The following is a 21,077-nucleotide window of genomic DNA, read 5'->3' as shown; positions in this document are numbered from 1 at the left end:
CCGGCCCTGGCGGCAGCCGGGCGGCACCGGTCCGCCCCCTTGAGCAAGCCGGGCTTGAGAGAACGAATCTTGATTGCCGGAGCTTGCGGATGTATCTGACAGCCATGACCCTCGTATTGGCCCAAAAGATCCAACTGCAAGACCGCGCCCGCCTGCGCGAGCGGTTCTTTGGCGCCGCCCGCACGGTCCTGGCGCGCCTATAAGGCGCCTGCCCAGCCCTAAGCCAGCATACCCAATACATCACGGGAGAGGACCCATGTCCCCCAAGACACTCTATGACAAGATCTGGGATGCGCATGTTGCGCATGAAGCAGAGGACGGCACCTGCCTGCTCTATATCGACCGCCACCTGGTCCACGAAGTGACCAGCCCGCAGGCGTTCGAAGGCCTGCGCATGGCCGGACGCAAGGTGCACGCGCCCGAAAAGACCATCGCGGTGCCGGACCACAACGTGCCGACCACGCTGGACCGCGCCAAAGGCATCGAGAACGAGGAAAGCCGCATCCAGGTCGAGGCGCTCGACAAGAACGCCAAGGAATTCGGCGTGCATTACTACCCGGTGGATGACGTCCGCCAGGGCATTGTGCACATCGTCGGCCCGGAACAGGGCTGGACCCTGCCCGGCATGACCGTTGTCTGCGGCGACAGCCACACCGCCACCCACGGCGCCTTTGGCGCGCTGGCGCATGGCATCGGCACCTCCGAGGTGGAGCATGTGCTGGCCACCCAGACGCTGATCCAGAAGAAGTCCAAGAACATGAAGGTGGAGATCACCGGCAAGCTGAAGCCGGGTGTGACCGCCAAGGACATCACCCTGGCGGTGATCGGTGAGACCGGCACCGCCGGCGGCACCGGCTATGTCATCGAATACTGCGGCGAAGCGATCCGCGATCTGTCGATGGAAGGCCGCATGACCGTCTGCAACATGGCGATCGAAGGCGGCGCCCGAGCAGGCCTGATCGCGCCGGACGAGACCACCTTTGAATATGTCAAAGGCCGCCCGCACGCCCCGAAAGGCGCCCAGTGGGAAGCGGCGCTGAACTGGTGGAAGACCCTGTACACCGACGAAGGCGCGCATTTCGACAAGGTGATCACCCTGAAGGCTGAAGACATCCAGCCGGTCGTGACCTGGGGCACCTCGCCCGAGGACGTGCTGCCGATCACCGGTGTGGTGCCGCACCCCGAGGACTTCACGGGCGGCAAGGTCGAGGCGGCGCGCCGCTCGATCGAGTACATGGGCCTCACCCCGGGCCAGAAGCTGACCGACATCGAGATCGACACCGTGTTCATCGGCTCCTGCACCAACGGCCGCATCGAAGATCTGCGCGCCGTCGCCGACGTGGTGAGGGGCAAGAAGATCAAGGAAGGCCTGCGCGCCATGATCGTTCCCGGCTCCGGCCTGGTGCGCGCCCAGGCCGAGGAAGAGGGCCTGGCCGAGATCTTCGAGGCCGCCGGTTTCGAATGGCGGCTTGCGGGCTGTTCCATGTGCCTGGCAATGAACCCCGACCAGCTGGCGCCGGGCGAGCGTTGCGCCGCAACCTCCAACCGGAACTTCGAAGGCCGCCAGGGCTATAAGGGCCGCACCCACCTGGTGTCGCCTGCCATGGCTGCCGCCGCTGCCCTGACCGGCAAGCTGACCGACGTGCGCGAGCTGATGTAAGGAGCCAGAAGCATGGAAAAGTTCACAAAGATCCAAGGCGTTGCCGCACCGATGCCGCTGGTCAACATCGACACCGACATGATCATCCCCAAGGTGTTCCTGAAGTCCATTCAGCGCACCGGCTTCGGCAAGAACCTGTTCGACGAGATGCGCTATAACCGCGACGGCACCGAGATCGAGGATTTCGTGCTGAACAAGCCGCAGTACCGCAATGCCGAGATCCTGATCGCCGGCGACAACTTCGGCTGCGGCTCCTCGCGCGAGCACGCGCCCTGGGCCATTGCCGATTTCGGCATCAAGTGCATCGTGTCCACCTCTTTCGCCGACATCTTCTTCAACAACAGCTTCAAGAACGGCATCCTGCCGATCGTGCTGCCGCAGGAGCAGGTCGACATCCTGATGGCCGACGCGGAGAAGGGCGAGAACGCCCGCATGACGGTGGACCTGGAAGCGCAGGAGATCACCACTTCCGACGGCGACGTGATCAAATTCGACGTGGATCCCTTCAAGAAGCACTGCCTGCTGAACGGGCTGGACGATATCGGCCTGACCCTGGAAAAAGCCGACTCGATCAAGACCTTCGAGGCAAAGGCGGCACAGGAGCGCCCCTGGGTCTGATTCCCGCTGCAACACCTGAGTCTCAATGGAGCCGCCCGCACGGGCGGCTCTTTCGTTTGCCGCGCCAACAGAATCGCACGGCATGTCAGCAGCCGCGTCACTCTTGTGCCGGAAGACCCTGAAACTACAGCATCTGGTAGCCGACCCGAGGGCTCAAGTTCTCTGCCCCAAAGCGCTGATGCAATCCCGCACCAGTCCCGCGGTCAAAGTACCCCCTGCCGCACTGCCGGGCCTTGAGCGGAATACCGCCAACCGGCACCATCAGGGCAAAAATGAGGCAGAGCACCCCGGACCCTACCGGGGGGCTTCAAATCCGGACCCAGAGGCGAAAACGCCCGCGCCGGTTTGAAGGGAAACGAAGACGTGTTTGCACGCATCACAGGCGCGGCGTTCCGCGGCATACTGGTGGCCATGCTGTTCGCGATGCCGACGCTGATTCTGCCGGCGGCCGCGACCGAGTCGCCTGAGATCATCCTGTTCATTGCCTTGCTGGGTTCGGCCCTGGCCTTCAGCGAGTACGTCTCCCACTTCCCCAGCTTCGTGGAGTTCCGAAATGCGCCGCCGATCAACCGGATGCGCTTTGCCGCTGCTGCCGTCACCGTCGGCGCGCTGAGCTTGCTGGCAGCACATCCGCTGGCCCCGACCGGGCTGACAGCGCTGGTGCAGCGGCTGGGCGGCTGGCTAGGCAGCCAGCTGGACTTTGCCTACTCGCCGGTGCAGCTGGCGGTGCTGATGATGCCGCCGCAGGTGCCCGAGGCCACGGTGCTGATGGTGCGCGATGCCGCCGGGCTGGCGTGTTTGATTGCCGGCCTGGCGATTGCCGTCTTTGCGCTGGTGATCCGGATCGGGAACTGGCCGGTGGGCAACGGCGCCTTCAATGTCTGGGTCAATCTGCCCCTGTTCGACCCCACCACCGGCGGCGATGTGGTGCAGCGGCTGCAGCGCGACGGGCGGATCAATATCGTCGGCGGCGTGCTGCTGCCCTTCGCCCTGCCCGCTGCGGTCAAGCTCGCCTCGGGTCTGGTGGACCCCGGAATGCTGGCAGCACCGCATATGCTGATCTGGGTGATCAGCGCCTGGGCGCTGGTGCCCGCCTCGATGATCATGCGCGGCATGGCGATGCTGCGCATAGCCGGCCTGATCGCGCGAAAGCGCCGTGCCGCCTGCACCGATGCGGATGCAGCGATGCAAACTGCATGAGGCCGCTGGCGGCAGGCCTCCTTCTGACACTCGCCGCCGCCGCAGGCCAGACTGAAACCCTGCGCATCGCGACCTTCAACACAGAGCTGTCACGCGACGGGCCGGGGCTGCTGCTGCGCGATATTGAACGCGCCACCGACCCGCAGGTTGATGCCGTTGCGGAGGTCATCGCCGCGGTGCAGCCGGATGTGCTGGCGCTGCAAGGAATTGACTGGGACTTTGAAGGCCGGGCGCTCGCCGCGCTGGCCGGACGGCTGGCGGACCACGGCCTGAGCTTTCCGTACCGCGTGGCTTTGCAGCCCAACGCAGGCCTGCCGCCCCCGGTGCCGCTGGATCTGGATGGCGACGGCCGGGCCGGCGGGCCGCGCGACAACCAGGGCTTTGGCCGGTTCCGCGGCCAGGGCGGCATTGCGCTGCTGTCGCGTCTTCCCATCGGCCACGAGGGGGTCCGCGACTTTTCTGCCCTGCTGTGGCGCGATCTGCCGGACGCGCTGCTGCCGCAGCACCCGGACGGCCGCCCCTTCCCCTCGCCAGAGGCGCAGGCCGTGCAGCGGCTGTCCTCCACCGGGCATTGGCTGGTGCCGGTGGAACTGCCGGGTGGCCGCTGGCTGAATGTGATGACCTTCCATGCCGCCCCGCCGGTCTTTGACGGGCCGGAAGACCGCAACGGGCGGCGCAATCACGACGAAATCCGGCTCTGGCAGCTGCTGCTGGACGGCCGGCTGGGACCGGTACCCGAGGCGCCCTTTGTCATTGCCGGGGACGCCAACCTTGACCCCGGCCAGGGCGAAGGCCGCAAACAAGCCATCCGCAGCCTGCTGGCAGACCCGCGCCTGCAGGACCCGCAGCCGCACAGCCCGCAGGGCACCGCAACGGTGGCCTGGCAGGGCGTAGGGCAGATGCGGGTGGACTATGTGCTGCCCTCCGCCGGGCTGACGGTTGCCGGCAGCGGCATTGCCTGGCCCGATGGCCCGGACGATGCCGCGGCCCTCGCCAGCCGTCACCGGCTGGTCTGGGTGGATTTATTGCTGGACTAGCCCGCTGCTCCACAGCTTCATTGCGCAGGCAAATCCTCCTCAGCTCCTTTATTTCCCAGGGCCGTTATTGACCCTGCCCCGCTGTCCCGCTACGCCCTTGCCAGCTGTTTTTAGGAGGATCCCCATGCCCAACCCATCGATTCTGATTCTGCCCGGCGACGGGATCGGCCCCGAAGTCATGGCCGAGGTGCGCAAGATCATCACCTGGTTTGGCGACAAGCGCGGCCTGCAGTTCGATGTGAGCGAGGATCTGGTTGGCGGTGCGGCCTATGACAAGCACGGCAAGCCGCTGGCGGATGAAACCATGGCCAAGGCGCAGGACGTCGACGCGGTGCTGCTGGGCGCGGTCGGCGGCCCGGCCTATGACAACCTGGACTTCTCGGTGAAGCCTGAGCGCGGCCTCTTGCGCCTGCGCAAGGAAATGGACCTCTACTCCAACCTGCGCCCGGCGCAGTGCTTTGACGCGCTGGCGGACTTCTCCTCGCTGAAGAAGGACATCGTCGCGGGCCTCGACATCATGATCGTGCGCGAGCTGACCTCCGGCGTCTACTTCGGCGAGCCGCGCGGCATCTTCGAGGAAGGCAACGAGCGCGTCGGCATCAACACCCAGCGCTACACCGAAAGCGAGATCGAGCGTGCCGCCCGCTCCGCGTTCGAGCTGGCGATGCGCCGCAACAAAAAGGTCTGCTCGATGGAGAAGGCCAACGTGATGGAATCCGGCATCCTCTGGCGCGAGGTTGTGACCCGTGTGTCTGCAGATTACCCGGAGGTCGAGCTGTCCCACATGTACGCCGACAACGGCGCCATGCAGCTGGTGCGCGCGCCCAAACAGTTCGACGTCATCCTGACCGACAACCTGTTCGGCGACATCCTGTCCGACTGCGCCGCAATGCTGACCGGCTCGCTTGGCATGCTGCCCTCCGCCTCCCTCGGCGCACCGATGGAAAACGGCCGCCCCAAGGCGCTCTATGAGCCGGTGCACGGTTCTGCCCCCGACATCGCGGGCCAGGGCAAGGCCAACCCGATCGCCTGCATCCTGAGCTTTGCCATGGCGCTGCGCTACAGCTTCGACCAGGGCGCCGAAGCTGACCGCCTGGAAGCTGCGGTCGAGAAGGTTCTGGCCGACGGCGTGCGCACCGCGGACCTGCTGGCCAGCGAAGGCGTAGAGCCCGTCTCGACCAGCCAGATGGGCGACGCCGTGGTCGCTGCGCTGGACGCAAGCCTCTGATTTCCTGGATATTCTCGGATCACCCCAAGCCCCGCCCGGTTGTCCGCGCGGGGCTTTTTCATGCCCGCCGGCCCCCTGTTCTAGGCCGCTAAAAAGAATTCTCAAAAACCGCATCTTTCTGTGGAATCGCCCTTGTCAAACCCCGCGCCCTGGGCTATTTCGCCCCCACGGTCGGAGTGTAGCTCAGCCTGGTAGAGCACTGTCTTCGGGAGGCAGGGGTCGGAGGTTCGAATCCTCTCACTCCGACCAATAAAACAAGGCGCCTTTGGGCGCCTTTGTTGTTTTTAGCACTCTGCCAATACGAAACCGCAGCTCAGGCGGGCGCCTGTTCCGGCGCTCAGGCGGCTTTCATTGCGGAGCGTTTCAGCTGCTTCCACAGCACATCCAGCGTCTGCTTGGTGCTGCGCGGATCCCGGTAGAGACGGATTTCCAGGTCAGTGCCCAGCCGCTCGTCGACGAGGGCAAACCGGCCCGACGCGATCTCCTGGCGGCACAGGCTCAGCGGCAGCCAGCCCATGCCGAACCCCTCCTGGATCATTGCCTTGACGCTGTTGGCCAGCGCGTTCTGATTGACGACAAAGACCTTTTGCGTGGGCAAGAGCTGGGTCAGCGCGAACTCCTGCACCGAGCGCAGGGCGGACACCGCGCCATAGGACAGCAGCGGCACCGCGTCCTTGCTGCCGGCCGCAAATCCAAACTCCGGCGTGCCGTCCGCGGCGGTGCGCGAGACCGGCACATAGCGGTCGGTCGACAGGGTCAGGTATTCGAAGTTGGCGACCTCCAGCGGCCCCAGGAAATCCATCGACGGATGCCAGTAGGTCAGGATCACATCGCAATAGCCCTGCTGCAAAGCGCTCACGAACTGATCGGCGGCCCAGGAGGTGGAGTTGAGGTCGGTATCCACCCCGCCCTGGCTCGCCAAGGGCGCAATCAGGGTCTTGTAATGGGTCATGTACAGCGACTGCGACGCCGCAAAGCGGATCACGTTTTCGCCCGCCGCATCAATCGTCTGGCAGCGCTCGATGGTTTCCTCGTAGGTGCGCAGCATGATGCGGGACTGGGACAGAAACACCTCCCCTGCCGGGGTCAGCGTCAGCGGCAGGGTCTCGCGGTTGATCAGCCGCACGCCGATTTCATTCTCCAGCGCCCGGATGCGGCGGGAGAAAGCCGGCTGGCTGACATTGCGCTCTTCGGCCGCGCGCGAGAAATTCTTGCACGCGACCAAAGCCTCGAAATCCTTAAGCCAGATGATGTCCAACTAGCGTCCCGTCCTAGCCGGCGGCCACCGCATCCAGCCTGTCTTCTTCGACAGCATGGCAGGCAACAAGGCTGCCATCGGGCTGGTGAATGGCTTTCGGCTTTTCACTCTTGCATCGTGCGTCCGCAAAGGAGCAGCGGCTTTGGAACGGGCAGCCTGTCGGGAGGTTGATCGGCGTCGGAATCTCGCCCTTGAGGCGGATATGGTTCGGCCGGTCGTCCTTCAGCTGCGGCACCGCGGACAGCAAGGCCCGAGTATAGGGGTGTTTGGGGCTGGAGAACAATGTCGCGGTGTCGGCAATTTCGCAAACCGACCCGAGGTAAAGAACCGCAACACGGGTGCCGAAGTGCTCCACCACACTCAGATCATGAGTGATGAACAGATAGGTCAGGCCGCGGCTTTCCTTGGCTTCCAGCATCAGGTTCAGCACCTGCGCCTGGATCGAGACATCCAGCGCGCTGATCGGCTCGTCCGCGATGATGAACTCCGGATCCACCGTCAGGGCGCGGGCAATGGCGATCCGCTGGCGCTGGCCGCCGGAAAACTCATGCGGGTAGCGTTTCGCCCAGCTGGGATCGACGCCCACCGACAGCATCACCTCGGTCACCTTGTCGCGCACTTCGGCCGCCGAGGCGTTGGGAAAGTGATGGCGCACCGGCTCTTCCAGCGCCTGCCGGATGGTCATGCGCGGGTTGAGCGAGGCATAGGGGTTCTGGAAGATCATCTGGATCTTCTTGCGCAAAGGCTGCATCTCGCCGCGCGACAGATTGTCGATGCGCTGCCCGTCATAGCGGATCTCGCCCGCCGTCGGGGTCAGCAGCCCCGCCACCAGCCGCGCCACGGTCGACTTGCCGCAGCCCGATTCGCCCACAACGCACAGCGCCTCGCCGCGGTTGGCGTCCAGAGTGATGTTGTTCACCGCGTGGACCGAGCGGGTTTCCCGCACGAATTTGCCCTTTTTGAACTTCAGCGTCTCCAGGAACCCGTGATCGAGATCGAACCGCTTTTCCAGGTTCTGGATCTCCAGCAGCGGGCGGTCAGTGTTTGCGTCCTTCATGCCCGTGCCTCCTGACGGTCTTCATCGCTGTGCAGGCGCTGCACCTCATGGCAGGCCACTGCGACCTCACCGTATTGCACGATTTCCGGCACCCGGCTGCGGCACAGGTCGGTGGCGTATTTGCAGCGCGGGTTGAAGGCGCAGCCCTGGGGAATGCTGGCCAGGCCCGGCATGTTGCCTGGGATCTGCTTCAGCCGCTGGCCCGGCACCGTCTGCTGCGGCAGCGCGTTGATCAGGCCTTGGGTATAGGGGTGCTGCGGGTCGTTGATGATCTCCCGCGTGCGGCCCGCTTCGATGATGCGGCCGGCATACATCACCAGCGTGCGCTCGGTCATCTGGCTGACCACGCCGAGGTCGTGAGTGATCAGGATCAGCCCCACCTGGTTGGACTGGCACAGCTCCAGCATCAGTTCCATGATGTCGGCCTGGATGGTTACGTCCAGCGCGGTGGTCGGCTCATCCGCGATGATCAGCTGCGGGTCCAGCAGCAGCGCGATGGCGATGATGATCCGCTGGCGCATACCGCCCGACAGCTCGTGCGGGTACTGCTCCAGCCGTTCTTCCGGCGACGGGATATAGACCTCGCGCAGCTTGACGATGGCGATCTGGCGCGCTTCCTCGCGGCTCAGCTTGCGGTGCGCCATCAGGGTTTCGATCATCTGCTGGCCGATGGTCAGCACCGGGTTCAGCGTGACCATCGGATCCTGAAAGATCATCGCCATCCGGTTGCCGCGCAGATTGCGCAGGCGCTTGTCGTTCATCTGAACGACATCCTCGCCGTCGAACAGGATCTGGCCGCTGTCGATAAAGCCCGGGCGGCTCAGCAGGTTCATCAGCGAAAAGCCGGTGATTGACTTGCCGGCGCCGCTTTCGCCGACGATGCCCAGACGCTCGCCCTTGGCCAGGTCGAAGGAAATGCCGTTGAGGGCGGTAACCGTTTGGTCGCGCATGGCGAATTTGACGGTGAGGTCGCGCACGGAAAGAAGGCTCATCGCGTTACCCCTTGTAGAGTTTCGGGTTCAGGACGTCGCGCATCCAGTCGCCCAGCAGGTTGATGACAAGGACCAGGACCACCAGCACCACGCCCGGAATGGCGGTGATCCACCAGCTGCCGGAGAAGATGTAGTCGAAGCCGGAAGAGATCAGCGAGCCCAGCGACGGCTGGCTCGGCGGCATTCCCAGGCCCAGAAAGCTGAGCGAAGCTTCCGAAATGATCGCATTGGCGACCTGCACGGTGGAGATCACGAAAATCGGCGACAGCGAGTTCGGCAGGATATGCCGCACCATGATCCGCATCGGGCCAAAGCCCAGCACGCGGGCGCTGTCGACATATTCCTTTTTCTTTTCGGCCAGCACAGTGGCGCGCACGGTACGGGCGTACTGCGGCCACTCCGCCACCCCGATCACCGCAATCAGAAAGACAACGGCATAGCGGTTGAAGGTGTCGGAGCCGAACATCGCCTGCGTGACCGCCAGAAAGATGATCGCCACCATCAGGGTCGAGAACGACAGCTGGATGTCGGCAAGCCGCATCAGCAGGCTGTCCAGGCGGCCGCCGACATAGCCGGCCAGCAACCCGATGGAGATGCCCAGAAAGGCCTGCAGCGCCACCGCGCAGATGCCGATCAGCAGCGACAGGCGGGTGCCGTACAGGATCGTCGACCACAGGTCGCGGCCCTGGTCATCCGTGCCCAGCATGAATTCCGGCAGGGCTCCGTCGATCCAGACCGGCGGGTATTCCGAGTTCATGATGTCAATGGATCCCGGATCGTAGGGATCATAGGGCGCGATCAGCGGCGCCAGAAAGGCCGCGACGGCAATCATCAGGAACACAACCATGCTGACCACCGCCACCGGATTACGGCGAAAGCTGTAGCCCATGTTGGAATTCCAGACCTTGGACCAGCGCGACGGTTCAGATTTCGGGTTCAGCGTTTCGGTGCTCATGCGCCCATCCTCGCAATATTCACGGTCGGGTTCACCAGGCCATAGATCAGGTCGACGATGGTGTTGGTGACCACAAAGATGAAGCCGACAACAATCAGGTAGGCCACGATCAGCGGGGTATCGACGCGGTTCACCGCCTCAAGGAACATGAAACCCATGCCCGGCCACTGGAACACCGTCTCGGTCAGGATGGTGTAGGCCACCATGGTGCCGATCTGCACGCCGCCCACGGTGATCACCGGCAGAAGCGTGTTCTTCAGCGCATGCACAAAGTAGATGCGCCACGGGTTGATGCCCTTGGCCTTGGCGTATTTCACGTATTCCGACTGCAGCACTTCCATCATCTCGGCCCGGATCAGGCGGACGAACAGCGGCAGCATGATCGACGCCAGCGCAACGGAGGGCAGGATGATGTGCATCCAGCCATCGGCGGTGGCAAAGTTGGTCTCCCAATAGCCCCAGACATGCACGGTGTCGCCGCGCCCGTAGGAGGGGAACCAGCCGTATTCCACCGAGAAGACAAAGATCATCAGGATGGCGGTCAGGAACACCGGGATCGAGATGCCGACAATCGACAGGCCCATGATGACGCGGCTCAGGATGCTGTCCGGCTTGATCGCGGTATAGACGCCCAGCGGCACCGAGAAGCCGATGATGATCAGGGTGGCCCCGAACACCAGCTCCAATGTCGCGGGCAGCTTCTTCAGGATCACATCGAGCGCCGGCTCCTTGAAGAAATAGGAGGTGCCCAGATCGCCCTGCAGCGCATTGCCGGCAAAGCGCAGGTATTGGGTCACGAAGCTGTCGTTCAGCCCCAGTTCATCGCGCAGCTGCTGGCGCACTTCTTCGGACACCGACTGGCCGACCAGCTCGCGCAGCGGGTCGCCCAGGTTGCCCTGGATGGCAAAAGCAATCAGCGAGATGACGAACATCACCGCAATCGCCTGAATCACTCGCTTGGCGAGATAGGCAAACATCTTCCTGACCTTTGTAGAGTTCGATGACAGCGCAGGCCGCAATGCCGAAGGGACCGGCGGAGCCTGCAATCGCAGCCTTGGCGGCCGCTTGTTATAGGGGTGGCCCGGGCCGGCCGGGGGAGACCGGCCCGAGTCTTTTCAGTGGCTTAGCTGCCGGTTTCGACAACCAGGTCACCGAAATAGGGGAAGTTCAGCGCGTTCACGATCTCTGCCGCGTTCATGCCGGACTTGGCGCCCCAAGCAAGGTTCTGCCAGTGCAGCGGGATAAACGCCGCCTCATTGTACAGGATGCCTTCCAGCTTCTTCAGCAGTTCCCCACGCTTGTCCGGATCGGTTTCCGCGTTGGCCTGGTTTATCAGCTTGTCGGCTTCTTCGTTGCAGTAGTTGCCGGAGTTGTACTGGCCGTTGCCGGTTGCTTCATCCGGGCAGGCGGTCAGGAACTGATGGAAGTTGGCAGAGTCTTCTGTATCCGCGTGCCAGCCGATCATCATCATGTCAGCTGCGCGCTCGTCGAACGCCGGCCAGTACTGCGCCTTGGGCATGGTCTGCAGGTCAACTTTGATGTTGATCTGTGCCAGCATCGAAGCCACCGCCTGCGCGATCTTGTCGTCGTTCACATAGCGGTTGTTCGGCGCCATCATAGTGATCGAGAAACCATCGGCATAGCCTGCCTCGGCCATCAGCGTCTTGGCCTTTTCCAGGTCGAAACGCGGTGCCAGCGCCTCGTCATAGCCCAGGTAACCGGCCGGGCTGGCCTGCGCGCCAACAGTGCCGAAGCCGCGCATGATGCGGTCAACGATGCCTGCGTTGTTCACCGCATAATCGATCGCCTGACGGACGCGGGCGTCCTTGAAGGCTTCGACGCGGTTCTGGTTCATCTGGAAGGTGATGATGCGGGTGCCGGGCATGGTGATCAGGTCAACGCCCTCGGCCTCTTCCACGCGCTTCAGGTCGGTCGGCGGAACCGGCGCGATAAAGTCCACGTCGCCGGACAGCAGGGCTGCCACGCGGGTCGGGTCTTCCTTGATCGGGGTCAGCACGATCTTGTCGACGTTGCCGCCGCTTTCGGTGTCCCAGTAGTCAGCATAGCGGTCGAACACGACGCGCACGCCCTGCTCACGCTCGGAGACGATGAAGGGGCCGGTGCCGGAGACATTGCGCGAGGCAAAGCTGTCGCCGTGCTTGACCACTTCGGCCTTGTCCTTGCCGTTAGCGGTGGTGCCGGAATAGAAAGCGCTGTCCATCGGGAAGATGTAGGTCGCGGTGTGCAGGACCAGCGGATACGGCTCCGAGGTCTTGAGGTCGAAGGTCATGTCGTCAACGACTTCGACATCGGTGAAGGGGGCGAAGATGCCCTTGAAATCGTCACTTTGCTTCAGACGGTCAAAGGTCCAGTCGACGTCCTTGGCGGTCAGCGCATTGCCGCTGTGGAAGGTCACGCCGCTGCGCAGCTTGAAGCGCATGGTGGTCTCGTCGATCTGCTCCCAGCTTTCGGCCAGGCGCGGTTCGAACTGCAGGTCCTGGGTCCAGCGCACCAGCGGGTCAAAGACCATGTGCGACAGCTGCAACGTGCCGCCGGACAGCTGCTCGTGCGGATCCAGCGAGACCGGGTCAGCGTCATAGGCAACGCGCACGGTGGTTTCGGCATAGGCAACCGGTGCCATCGCCACCACCGCAGCAGCCGCCAGGCTTCTGACAAATTTCGTCATTAGGCATACTCCCCTGTGATTATGCCGCAAACGCTAGCCTGCGCGGCGGGAACTGTGAAATGCCTATATCGCATAGGGTATGCAGGACTCACATCAGGGCTATGCAAGAAAGGAATAGCTGAGCCTGAGCAAAGACTTACTCAGGCTGTCCTGTACCGCCTCCGCCTTCGCAAGGCGGCCAATCCGGCCCGCAGCTCGTGCATAACCTGCGCAAAAGGGTGCCGGGAACGCGGCCCAGTGCGCGGTCCGTGAATTTTTCCTTCTGCGGTTCCAGCATGTTCCCCTTCAGGACCCGCTAAAGATCTTTTTCAAGCGGAGACCTCCCAAGCTGCCGCGGCGCGGCACGGACTGCCGTCTCCAGATGCCAGCGATGGTCAGCGCCGCCGCCACTTGCGCCGCGGCAAAGACGGCCAGCGCGGGCAACAGCCCCAGCATGTCCGCCAGCGCACCGCTGGCAATCACCGGCAGCGAGAACCCGCAGTAGGCATAGACAAACAGACCTGCTGTGGCGCGGGCGCGGTCTTCCGGCGCACGCTGCGACACCTCTGCCAGGGACGCCAGATACGTGAACCCGTAACTCGCCGCGCTGGTGATGCAGGTTCCGGCCAGCACAAGAACCAGCGCCTGCAGCCACACCCCCGCCAGCAGCGCCAGGAACCCAAGCGGAACCAGAACAAACCCGGCGGCAAGCGCCTGGCTGTTGGACAGGCGGCGGGCAACCGGCTGGCACAGGAAGCCGGTAAAGATCGCCAGGAAAATCACCAGCCCGGTCCAGCCGCCCAGGCCGTGCGCCGCCAATTGCAATGGCACCACGGCGATGGTCATTCCGGTGGCGGACCAGGCCAGCGCCATCGCGGCGCCATAGACCCAGGTGCCGGACGGAAACACCGGCAAGCGCAGCAGCGATACCCTCTGCGGCCGGTCCGCCCGCGGCAGTGCAAAGATCAGCGCGGCCAGAACCGGCGCGGCGGCCAGCAAGGCAACATAGCTGACCGGGACCAGCACCGCCCCCTGCACCGCCAGGGATATCCCGGTTGCCAGCGCGCCGCCGCCGAACCCCAGTGACGTCGCGGATGTCACGGTCAAAGCTGCCGTCCGGGCACGGCCTTCACCCAGGATCTCTGCCATCCAGGCGGTCCCGGCGGTTGTCGCCAGCGCTGTCCCGGCCCCCAGCAAAACCCGCGCGGCAACCAGACTGGGCCAGCCCGGGGCCAGAACCAGCAATCCGGTGGCCGCCCCGCCGAGGATCAGCGCCAGCGCCACCGGAATGCGGCGCCCGATCCGGTCCGACAGCCCCCCAAGCAGCAGCAGGGCCGGCATCAGCCCCGCGGCATAGGCCGCGAAGGCCACCGTCACCGCCGTTGCCCCAAGGCTGCTGCCAGCCGCATAGACCTCGTACAGCGGGGCCTGAAGATTGACGGCAAAGGTCACCATGAACAGGCACAGGGCCAGCAATGACGCGGACAGGAAACGGGGCATGACGCGAACCTCAAGGTTGACTTGAGACCGGGATGCCACGAGGCTCAATCCATGACAATTTTTCTATTGTACTAATGACAGCGCCCCGATGAGCAAAGCCAGATACACCCAGCTTGCCGACCTGATGTCCAAGGCGATCCGCGAGGGCAAGCTGGCGCCCGGGTCCAGACTGCCAACGCACCGGGCCTTTGCCGAGGCCTCCGGCGTCGCCCTGGCTACCGCGACGCGGGTTTACAAGGAGCTTGAGAGCCGGGGGCTGGTCGCCGGCGAAACCGGCCGAGGCACATTTGTGCGCGACCCCGGCCTGCCCATGACGCTTGGCGTTCATCAGTCCGCGGCTGAAGGGGTCACCGACTTGGTTTTCAACATGCCCGGCGATCCCGACGACGCCGCCATGCTGCGCGCCGGGCTGCGGCGGCTGGCTGCCGCGGGCGACCTGGAGGCGATGCTGCGCTATCAGCCCCACGGCGGGCGGATGCATGAGCGCCGGATCATTGCCGGGCACCTCTCCACGCGCCTTGGCCCCATCGGCGCGGACCGGCTGCTGGTCACATCGGGCAGCCAGCACGGCCTGGCCGCCGTCTGCCTGGGGCTGTTCCGGCCCGGCGATGCCATTGCCGCCGATGCCCTCACCTATCCCGGTTTCAAATCCGCCGCGGCCCTGCGCGGCCTAGAGCTTGTGCCGGTCAGCTCACCGCAGGGCATCATGGATCCGGACGATCTGGACCGGCACTGCCGCCAGCGCACGATCCGCGCGGTCTATCTGATGCCGACGGTCCAAAGCCCGCTTGGGGCGGTCATCGATGAGGCAGCGCGCCGCCGTCTGCTTGCCATTGCCGAGCGCCACAGCCTTCTCATCATCGAAGACGCCGCCTACGCCTTTCTGGAGCCTGACCCGCCGCCCAGCTTGCTGGCGCTGGCGCCGGACAGGACCGTGCACATCGGCGGGTTCTCCAAGAACCTCGCGACCGGGCTGCGGCTGGGGTATATGGTTGCGCCGCCCGCGCACACCGCGCCGCTGCTTGAGGTGATCCGCGCCACGACCTGGAACGCCCCGGCGCTGGTTTCCGCGCTGGTGACCGGATGGATCGAAGATGGCACGCTCAGCCAGTGCGAAGAAAACCGCAGGCGCGACGGGGCTGAGCGTCAGTCGATCCTCAAAAGCGTCTTTGCTGACATGCCCGTCCTTGCGCACCGGAACGCGGGCTTTGCCTGGCTGCCGCTCGGCAAGGGCGTGCGCGCGCAGCCCATCGTGACAGAGCTGAAGGAGCAGGCGATCTCGGTATCGGGTGCCGAGCCGTTTGCGGCCACCGCAGCCGCGCCGCAGGCCTTGCGGCTGGCCTTTGGCGGTGTGCCAAAGGCAGGCCTCGCCGGCATCCTGCAAACCGTGAAGGCGGCGGTGCGCAACCAAAACCCGCCCGCCTGATGGCGGCGGCTGCCTGCTGCGCAAAGGGGCCGTGCGCCCATTGCGCATTTGGCCCGCGTTCGCTCCAATCCGAAATCCTTGCTTTGGACGGCCCGCAATGGCAGCATAAAACCCGGAACGCGCTAGGGCAGCGAAACCGGATTCGCACGTCAGTGGGACGGCCGCGCCTCTTCCAGTCTTCAGGTTTTCAGTAACGGGCGCAGCCCCGGCGGCGCCGGGAGTGCAGGTTTATGACACCATTTTCACGAGTCTATTATTTCGGCGACAGCCTGACGGATGAGGGCAACGCCGTAAACCTTCTGGCGTCGGTGATCGAGCCGGTCATTCTGACCGGTCTGATCCTTGATTTCGGCAGCATCCCGTCATCACAGGAACTGGACGCGCTGCGCGCACAGGCCAAGACCGAGGCCAGACAGACCGTGATTGCCAGCTTCTCTGAAATCGGACCCGCAGGCGCGGTGACCAATGCACTGACCCATGCCAGCTATGCCGCTGCCCTGGGCGGGTTCGAGGTTCAGAACTATGCGGTCGCAACGGCGACGGCCCTGGGCGACGGGATACTGGAGGACATGATTGACCTGGAAGCGCAGATTTCGGATTTCGCAGAAGATGCCGCTGGCGGCGTGCCGGCGGACTCGGCGGCGTTTCTGCTGATCGGGGGCAATGACTTCACCTCCCTGCTGGACACCGTGCAAGACCAGCAGATCACCACCGAGGCCGGCTTCCTGACTCTGGCAACCCCGGTGATGGAAGGTCTGATCGCGCAGATCACCGCCGCGGCAACCACGCTCAGCGCCGCCGGTGTCGGGACAGTGTTCCTGGCAACCCAGCCGCGGGCAAGCTTTTATCCGGAGTTTGACACGCTCTCCCCCTTGTACACCGGCTTTGCCGACCTCCTCATCGGCACCTTTAACAGCCTGATTGCGGACACTATTTCTGACCTGCGCAGCATCGGGATTGATGCCCAGGCGGTTGACCTATCTGCCGTCTCGGAAGCCCTGACCGAGGATCCGGCGGGTTTCGGCATCCTGGCGGAGCGGACCGATTACCTGATCGACGGCAGCCCCTTTGACAGCGATCAGGTTCTGGCGTGGGACGCGATCCACCCGGCCGAGACCGCGCATCAGCTGTGGGGCGCCCACAGCGAATTCGTCATGGGCGGCGGCAAGACCGCGCTGCTGGACGGCGGCGCAACGGACCGGGGCTGGGGGGCCAAGGACAACGCCATTTTCGCGCTCGGCGGCGATGACACCATCCGCGCCGGCGGGGGCCATGATGCCGTGGCGGGCGGTAGCGGAAATGACGGCATCCGGGGCGGCAGCGGCAACGACGTGCTCCTGGGCGGCAGCGGCAATGACACCGTGCAAGGCAACCGGGACGACGACATCATCAGCGGCGGCGATGGCAATGACCAACTGCGCGGCGGCGGCGGCAACGATGTGATCGCGGATGGCCGCGGCAGCGATTTGGCGATTGGCGGCCGGGGCAACGACACCTTCATTTTCACCGAAGCCGCGCTGGCTGGCGGCGGCGGCGCTTCGGCGGACACGTTCCGCGGCGGGGCGGGGTCGGATACGCTCTACCTCGTGCTGGACGCGGCGCATTATGCAGCGTTCAGCGCCGGCAGCGCCGATGCTGTGCTGAACAGCCTCGGCATCACCGTATTCGGGATCGAATTCATCCGCGCCATCGACGGCCGCAGCAATATTGCCGCCCAGCTTGACGGCTTTGACTGGTTCCAGGCCGCCGACAGCTGGGGGGCGGTCTCAGCGCCGCAATCAGGCGACGCGCTGCTGGTTTGACGCCCCAGCCCGGGCACAGGCCGCATCGGGGCTAGTCAATCCCGTTGGCCCGCTGCAGTTCCCGCACATACCTGGTGATGCCCTTGACGTCGGCATCGGTCAGCCCCTGCTGCACAGGCATGTTGCCGAACTTCCAGTGATGCGCGCGCACGCCGTTGCGGACCGCAAGCATGAAAGCAGCATCGCCATGGTGCGAGGGCTCATAGATCTTGTGAACCAGCGGCGGCCCCATGCCATTGCGGCCCGCAGCGCTATCGCCGTGGCACTCGGCACAGACCGCGTCAAAGGCGCGCTTTCCGATCATGGCAGTATCACTCAACTCCGGCGGCAGCTGAACCGCAGTCAGCGGCGCGCCGGGCTCCAGCACGGCGCGCTGCAAGGTTGCATCGTCTCCGCCCGCGCTGCTGTAGACGAAATAGACCGCGGCGGCTGCCACGGCAGCGGCGGCTGTGAGGGCAAAGATCTTTCTCATCAGGGAGTCTTTCTTTGGTGGGTGAATGACGTGCCGCAATGGGCAGGGGCCGGGGTGTAGCAGGGACGGCCCGCAGCTTGCGCAAATCCAGCTGCCCCGCCGGCGGGGGCGGCAAAGGCGCGGATCTCCTGGTAGCGGATCCGCACGTCTTCGCTTTGCTGGTAAAACCGGAACAGATCCTTCAGCGGCGAGGAGAATTCCTTGTGCGCCGACAGCATCGCCACCAGCGCCCCCAGCGAAACCCGCTCCTGCAGCACAAAATAGCCGCCCAGGGAGTAGAACAGGAACGGCGTCAGGGCGGTCAGGAAGTTGTTGATCGCCTTGGCCAGAAATTTGAGGCGGTGGATCTGCAGGCGCAGGTCCTGCAACTGCCGGAAACTGCGCGCGGCCGGCAGCGCGCCCTGCCCCGAAGCCCGCATATCCCGGTCCAGGATTTCCCCCAGCAGGCGCATTTCGCGGATCCGTTTGCGGGACACTTTGTTCACCCTCCTCTGCAGCCGCGGCACAATGATCAGCTGCAGGGGCAGCACCGTCAGCGCAGCCGCCGCCAGGATCGGGTCCTGCACGAACATGAACAGAAGGATCGTCGCCAGCGTCCCGCCTTGCAGCAGCGGCACCGTCAGCAGTTCTGAGGCAAAGCCGCCGACGGGTTCAACCTCGGGACCCAGAACCGGCATGACGGCAGGCTTGCGCCGTTCGGGCCGGTCCCGCCGCCACTGGCGGTAAACGGCAAGGCGGAGGCGGCGCACAAAACGCTCGGCAACCCGGCCCTTGCTGATGTTGAGCCAGTATTTGTTGAGGCCATTGAGCGAGATGGCCGCCAGATAGGCGCCGCACAGCAGAAACAGCAGCGAGACCTGCGAGAGCTCAAACCCCAGGACCGGAACCGCAATATCCTGGCTTTCGAAGACACGGTTCACGATCTGCTTGGGCAGTTCCAGGGTGAGGTAGAGGATCGGCATCGCGGTCAGGCTGAGCAGGACCAGAACCATCTGATGCCGCCCGGTCGTGCGCAAGATCTGGCGCGGCAGACCGGCCCATGCGCCGCCATCCAGTCCTTGCTCAGCCGCACCGGCTGCCGGCGCCGCCTGCAGTCGCCGCCGCAGCAGCCAGACGGCCTGGGCCGCCAGGGTCACGGCCAGCAGCGCAGGGGCCAGCACCAGCACCAGATGCATCATCGGGTGCAGCCAGGCCGGCGCCGTGCTGTCGTAATTGAAGCCCAGCGCCGCCGCCGCGTCATGCGCAAGAGAGTGGAATTCCGGCATCGGCCGTCCTTGTTCCGGTGTACGGAAGGCGGGCAGGCCCGCCTTCCGCCGCAGGTTTACTTCAGCGCGGTCAGGGTCAGCTTGCCCTTGATCCGCTCGGCAACGAATTCGATGGGATCGCCGGCCTTCAGCTGGTCCAGCATCGCGTCATCCGCCACCCGGAACACCATGGTCATCGCGGGCATCTCCAGGTTCACCAGCTCCTCATGGATGATGGTGACCTTGCCGGACGCCGCATCGACTTTCTTGACCGTGCCCTTGGTGAAGCTCCCGCCGTTGCCGTCAAGCACGGCGATCGGCCCATGCATGCCGGATTCGTAATGGCCGGGGATCAGGCAGGCGAACTCAAAAGTGCCGGCGTTGGAGAAGGTCCAAACCACCTCCCCCGATTTACCCGGCTCCAGGCGCACCGAGTTCGGATCGTCATGCTCCATCTCCATCTTGGCCATCATCGCCTTGTGGTGGACATTGCGCTCTGCCGTATCCAGCACGAACTCATGCTCCAGCTCACCGGCGTTGGTGATCACGAATTTCACCGTCTCATCCTAGGCAAAGGAAAAGCTGGAGGGCTCGAACAGCATTTCGCCATCATCGGTTTCGTTCATGGTGACGGCGACCTCGCGGTCCGCGTGCGCAGCCTTGCCGGGTTTGCCGACCTCCATGCCGCCGTGGGTGCCGCCGGCCAGGGCCGGGGCGGAGGAAAGAGCGCCAATCAGCGCTGCGGAAAGGATCTTGTTCATGTCTGTCTCCTCGTCAGGTTTGGTGAAAGCCAGGGCTCAGCCCTTGGCGGTTGGTTTCGGGGTAATGCGGGTCTGTGCGTCTTCCACGCGGGCAAAGTCCGGCAGCTCGCCGGTCCACTCATAAGCCTGGGTGCCGGGCGGATTCTCGTACCAGCCAGGATCGCTGTAATCGTTTGCGGCGATGCCCTCGCGCACCTTCACGACCGAGAACATGCCGCCCATTTCCAGCGGCCCATAAGGGCCCCAGCCGGCCATCATCGGCACGGTGTTGTCGGGCAGCGGCATCGACATCTCGCCCATATCGGCCATGCCTGCGGTGCCCATTGGCATGTATTCGGGCTGCAGCTTGCGGATCTGGCCTGTCAGCTTGCGCTTGTCGGCACCGATGAAGGTCGGAATGTCGTGGCCCATGGCGTTCATCGTGTGGTGCGACTTGTGGCAGTGGATCGCCCAGTCGCCCGGATGCACCGCGTCGAACTCATAGGCACGCATGGCGCCGACGGGAATGTCGATCGACACCTCCGGCCAGCGGGCGCTTTGCGGAACCCAGCCGCCGTCGGTGCAAGTGACCTCGAAGTCGTAGCCGTGCATGTGGATCGGATGGTTGGTCATGGTCAGGTTGCCGGTCCTGACCCGCACCCGGTCACCCTGATTGACCACCAGCGGGTCGATGTCCGGGAAGATCCGGCTGTTCCAGCACCACAGGTTGAAATCCGTCATCTCCATCACCCGCGGCACATAGGAGCCGGGGTCGATGTCGAAGGCGTTCAGCATGATCAGGAAATCCCGGTCGACGGGCATGAAGGCGGGGTCCTTGGGATGCACGATGAACATCCCCATCATGCCCATCGCCATCTGCACCATCTCATCGCCATGCGGGTGGTACATGAAGGTGCCGGATTTGATCAGGTCGAACTCATAGACAAAGGTCTTGCCGGGCGGGATGCCCGGATGGCTGAGGCCTGCAACCCCGTCCATGCCGGAGGGCAGGATCAGCCCGTGCCAATGCACCGTGGTATGCTCCGGCAGCTTGTTGGTCACATAAATCCGCACCCGGTCGCCCTCCACCGCCTCGATGGTGGGGCCGGTGGACTGGCCGTTGTAGCCCCACAGGTGAGCGATCATGCCGTCGGCCAGCTCGCGCTCGACCGGCTCGGCCACCAGGTGGAATTCCTTCACCCCGTTGTTCATCCGGAACGGCA

Annotated in this window: 20 protein-coding genes and 1 tRNA gene; 9 read left to right on the top strand and 12 right to left on the bottom strand. The window is 64.4% G+C overall.

Annotated elements, in window-relative coordinates:
- Nucleotides 1–104 precede the first annotated feature (104 nt).
- The 7 genes from PHA8399_RS03825 (at nt 105) to PHA8399_RS03795 (ending at nt 5,992) form a co-directional block, all read left to right on the top strand.
- On the top strand, nt 105–203 hold the full coding sequence (locus PHA8399_RS03825; protein WP_244270149.1) for an isopropylmalate isomerase: 99 nt from the start codon (nt 105–107) through the stop codon (nt 201–203).
- Between the two features lie 53 nt (nt 204–256).
- Complete coding sequence (gene leuC / locus PHA8399_RS03820; RefSeq protein WP_058284867.1) at nt 257–1,660, top strand: 3-isopropylmalate dehydratase large subunit; 1,404 nt, start codon at nt 257–259, stop codon at nt 1,658–1,660.
- 12 nt (nt 1,661–1,672) lie between these two features.
- Complete coding sequence (gene leuD / locus PHA8399_RS03815; RefSeq protein WP_058284866.1) at nt 1,673–2,278, top strand: 3-isopropylmalate dehydratase small subunit; 606 nt, start codon at nt 1,673–1,675, stop codon at nt 2,276–2,278.
- A 363-nt stretch (nt 2,279–2,641) separates the two neighbouring features.
- On the top strand, nt 2,642–3,478 hold the full coding sequence (locus tag PHA8399_RS03810) for a hypothetical protein (protein WP_058285237.1): 837 nt from the start codon (nt 2,642–2,644) through the stop codon (nt 3,476–3,478).
- The gene (locus tag PHA8399_RS03805) at nt 3,475–4,515 is read left to right on the top strand and encodes an endonuclease/exonuclease/phosphatase family protein (RefSeq protein ID WP_058284865.1); all 1,041 of its coding nucleotides are present in this window, start codon (nt 3,475–3,477) and stop codon (nt 4,513–4,515) included. The genes PHA8399_RS03810 and PHA8399_RS03805 overlap by 4 nt, the downstream gene beginning before the upstream one ends.
- 124 nt (nt 4,516–4,639) lie before the next feature.
- A complete protein-coding gene (leuB, locus tag PHA8399_RS03800) occupies nt 4,640–5,743 on the top strand; it encodes a 3-isopropylmalate dehydrogenase (protein WP_058284864.1) in 1,104 nt (367 codons plus the stop codon).
- Nucleotides 5,744–5,915: 172 nt separating this feature from the next.
- Nucleotides 5,916–5,992: transfer RNA gene (locus PHA8399_RS03795), tRNA-Pro, on the top strand.
- 88 nt (nt 5,993–6,080) lie between these two features.
- Here the strand turns inward: PHA8399_RS03795 and PHA8399_RS03790 are convergent.
- From PHA8399_RS03790 to PHA8399_RS03760, 7 genes are all read right to left on the bottom strand, one after another.
- The gene (locus PHA8399_RS03790) at nt 6,081–7,001 is read right to left on the bottom strand and encodes a LysR family transcriptional regulator (RefSeq protein ID WP_058284863.1); all 921 of its coding nucleotides are present in this window, start codon (nt 6,999–7,001) and stop codon (nt 6,081–6,083) included.
- 13 nt (nt 7,002–7,014) lie between these two features.
- On the bottom strand, nt 7,015–8,058 hold the full coding sequence (locus PHA8399_RS03785) for an ABC transporter ATP-binding protein (protein WP_058284862.1): 1,044 nt from the start codon (nt 8,056–8,058) through the stop codon (nt 7,015–7,017).
- Nucleotides 8,055–9,050 carry an ABC transporter ATP-binding protein gene (locus tag PHA8399_RS03780; RefSeq protein WP_058284861.1) on the bottom strand — a complete coding sequence of 332 codons (996 nt, stop codon included), beginning with the start codon at nt 9,048–9,050 and terminating at the stop codon, nt 8,055–8,057. The genes PHA8399_RS03785 and PHA8399_RS03780 overlap by 4 nt, the downstream gene beginning before the upstream one ends.
- 4 nt (nt 9,051–9,054) lie before the next feature.
- Entirely contained in the window at nt 9,055–10,005 is a 951-nt protein-coding gene (locus PHA8399_RS03775; protein ID WP_058284860.1) for an ABC transporter permease, read from the bottom strand.
- The gene (locus tag PHA8399_RS03770) at nt 10,002–10,982 is read right to left on the bottom strand and encodes an ABC transporter permease (protein WP_058284859.1); all 981 of its coding nucleotides are present in this window, start codon (nt 10,980–10,982) and stop codon (nt 10,002–10,004) included. The genes PHA8399_RS03775 and PHA8399_RS03770 overlap by 4 nt, the downstream gene beginning before the upstream one ends.
- A 146-nt stretch (nt 10,983–11,128) precedes the next feature.
- Entirely contained in the window at nt 11,129–12,691 is a 1,563-nt protein-coding gene (locus tag PHA8399_RS03765) for an ABC transporter substrate-binding protein (protein ID WP_058284858.1), read from the bottom strand.
- A gap of 285 nt (nt 12,692–12,976) precedes the next feature.
- Nucleotides 12,977–14,170 carry an MFS transporter gene (locus PHA8399_RS03760; protein WP_058284857.1) on the bottom strand — a complete coding sequence of 398 codons (1,194 nt, stop codon included), beginning with the start codon at nt 14,168–14,170 and terminating at the stop codon, nt 12,977–12,979.
- An 88-nt stretch (nt 14,171–14,258) separates the two neighbouring features.
- On the opposite strand from PHA8399_RS03760, the gene PHA8399_RS03755 reads away from it, so the two are divergent.
- Nucleotides 14,259–15,596 (top strand): aminotransferase-like domain-containing protein, encoded by a 1,338-nt coding sequence (locus tag PHA8399_RS03755; RefSeq protein WP_058284856.1) that lies wholly within the window; start codon nt 14,259–14,261, stop codon nt 15,594–15,596.
- Nucleotides 15,597–15,826: 230 nt separating this feature from the next.
- Nucleotides 15,827–17,398 (top strand): SGNH/GDSL hydrolase family protein, encoded by a 1,572-nt coding sequence (locus tag PHA8399_RS03750; RefSeq protein WP_058284855.1) that lies wholly within the window; start codon nt 15,827–15,829, stop codon nt 17,396–17,398.
- 31 nt (nt 17,399–17,429) lie between these two features.
- Here PHA8399_RS03750 and PHA8399_RS03745 read toward each other — a convergent pair whose 3' ends face one another.
- The 5 genes from PHA8399_RS03745 to PHA8399_RS03730 all read right to left on the bottom strand — a co-directional run.
- Nucleotides 17,430–17,870 (bottom strand): c-type cytochrome, encoded by a 441-nt coding sequence (locus PHA8399_RS03745; RefSeq protein ID WP_058284854.1) that lies wholly within the window; start codon nt 17,868–17,870, stop codon nt 17,430–17,432.
- Nucleotides 17,870–19,135 carry a 6TM ABC transporter family protein gene (locus tag PHA8399_RS03740; RefSeq protein ID WP_244270148.1) on the bottom strand — a complete coding sequence of 422 codons (1,266 nt, stop codon included), beginning with the start codon at nt 19,133–19,135 and terminating at the stop codon, nt 17,870–17,872. The genes PHA8399_RS03745 and PHA8399_RS03740 overlap by 1 nt, the downstream gene beginning before the upstream one ends.
- 56 nt (nt 19,136–19,191) lie before the next feature.
- Complete coding sequence (locus PHA8399_RS03735) at nt 19,192–19,671, bottom strand: copper-binding protein (protein ID WP_342027515.1); 480 nt, start codon at nt 19,669–19,671, stop codon at nt 19,192–19,194.
- A 9-nt stretch (nt 19,672–19,680) separates the two neighbouring features.
- Nucleotides 19,681–19,875, bottom strand: coding sequence for a hypothetical protein (locus PHA8399_RS22910; protein WP_342027514.1), 195 nt, complete (start codon nt 19,873–19,875; stop codon nt 19,681–19,683).
- Between the two features lie 36 nt (nt 19,876–19,911).
- Nucleotides 19,912–21,077: multicopper oxidase family protein (locus PHA8399_RS03730; RefSeq protein ID WP_058284853.1), on the bottom strand; the 1,166-nt coding region annotated here is incomplete at its 5' end.

The sequence above is a fragment of the Leisingera aquaemixtae genome (assembly GCF_001458395.1).
Lineage (GTDB): Bacteria > Pseudomonadota > Alphaproteobacteria > Rhodobacterales > Rhodobacteraceae > Leisingera > Leisingera aquaemixtae.
Note: the sequence above shows the minus strand (reverse complement) of the source record. Positions and strands in the feature narration are given on the sequence as shown.

Coding starts and splice junctions, on each gene's coding strand:
- PHA8399_RS03755 (WP_058284856.1), top strand. CDS start 14,259: ATGAGCAAAGCCAGATACACCCAGCTTGCCGACCTGATGTCCAAGGCG.
- leuC (WP_058284867.1), top strand. CDS start 257: ATGTCCCCCAAGACACTCTATGACAAGATCTGGGATGCGCATGTTGCG.
- PHA8399_RS03770 (WP_058284859.1), bottom strand. CDS start 10,982: ATGTTTGCCTATCTCGCCAAGCGAGTGATTCAGGCGATTGCGGTGATG.
- PHA8399_RS03760 (WP_058284857.1), bottom strand. CDS start 14,170: ATGCCCCGTTTCCTGTCCGCGTCATTGCTGGCCCTGTGCCTGTTCATG.
- leuB (WP_058284864.1), top strand. CDS start 4,640: ATGCCCAACCCATCGATTCTGATTCTGCCCGGCGACGGGATCGGCCCC.
- PHA8399_RS03805 (WP_058284865.1), top strand. CDS start 3,475: ATGAGGCCGCTGGCGGCAGGCCTCCTTCTGACACTCGCCGCCGCCGCA.
- PHA8399_RS03740 (WP_244270148.1), bottom strand. CDS start 19,135: ATGCCGGAATTCCACTCTCTTGCGCATGACGCGGCGGCGGCGCTGGGC.
- PHA8399_RS03775 (WP_058284860.1), bottom strand. CDS start 10,005: ATGAGCACCGAAACGCTGAACCCGAAATCTGAACCGTCGCGCTGGTCC.
- PHA8399_RS03825 (WP_244270149.1), top strand. CDS start 105: ATGACCCTCGTATTGGCCCAAAAGATCCAACTGCAAGACCGCGCCCGC.
- PHA8399_RS22910 (WP_342027514.1), bottom strand. CDS start 19,875: ATGAACAAGATCCTTTCCGCAGCGCTGATTGGCGCTCTTTCCTCCGCC.
- PHA8399_RS03750 (WP_058284855.1), top strand. CDS start 15,827: ATGACACCATTTTCACGAGTCTATTATTTCGGCGACAGCCTGACGGAT.
- PHA8399_RS03780 (WP_058284861.1), bottom strand. CDS start 9,050: ATGAGCCTTCTTTCCGTGCGCGACCTCACCGTCAAATTCGCCATGCGC.
- PHA8399_RS03745 (WP_058284854.1), bottom strand. CDS start 17,870: ATGAGAAAGATCTTTGCCCTCACAGCCGCCGCTGCCGTGGCAGCCGCC.
- leuD (WP_058284866.1), top strand. CDS start 1,673: ATGGAAAAGTTCACAAAGATCCAAGGCGTTGCCGCACCGATGCCGCTG.
- PHA8399_RS03785 (WP_058284862.1), bottom strand. CDS start 8,058: ATGAAGGACGCAAACACTGACCGCCCGCTGCTGGAGATCCAGAACCTG.
- PHA8399_RS03765 (WP_058284858.1), bottom strand. CDS start 12,691: ATGACGAAATTTGTCAGAAGCCTGGCGGCTGCTGCGGTGGTGGCGATG.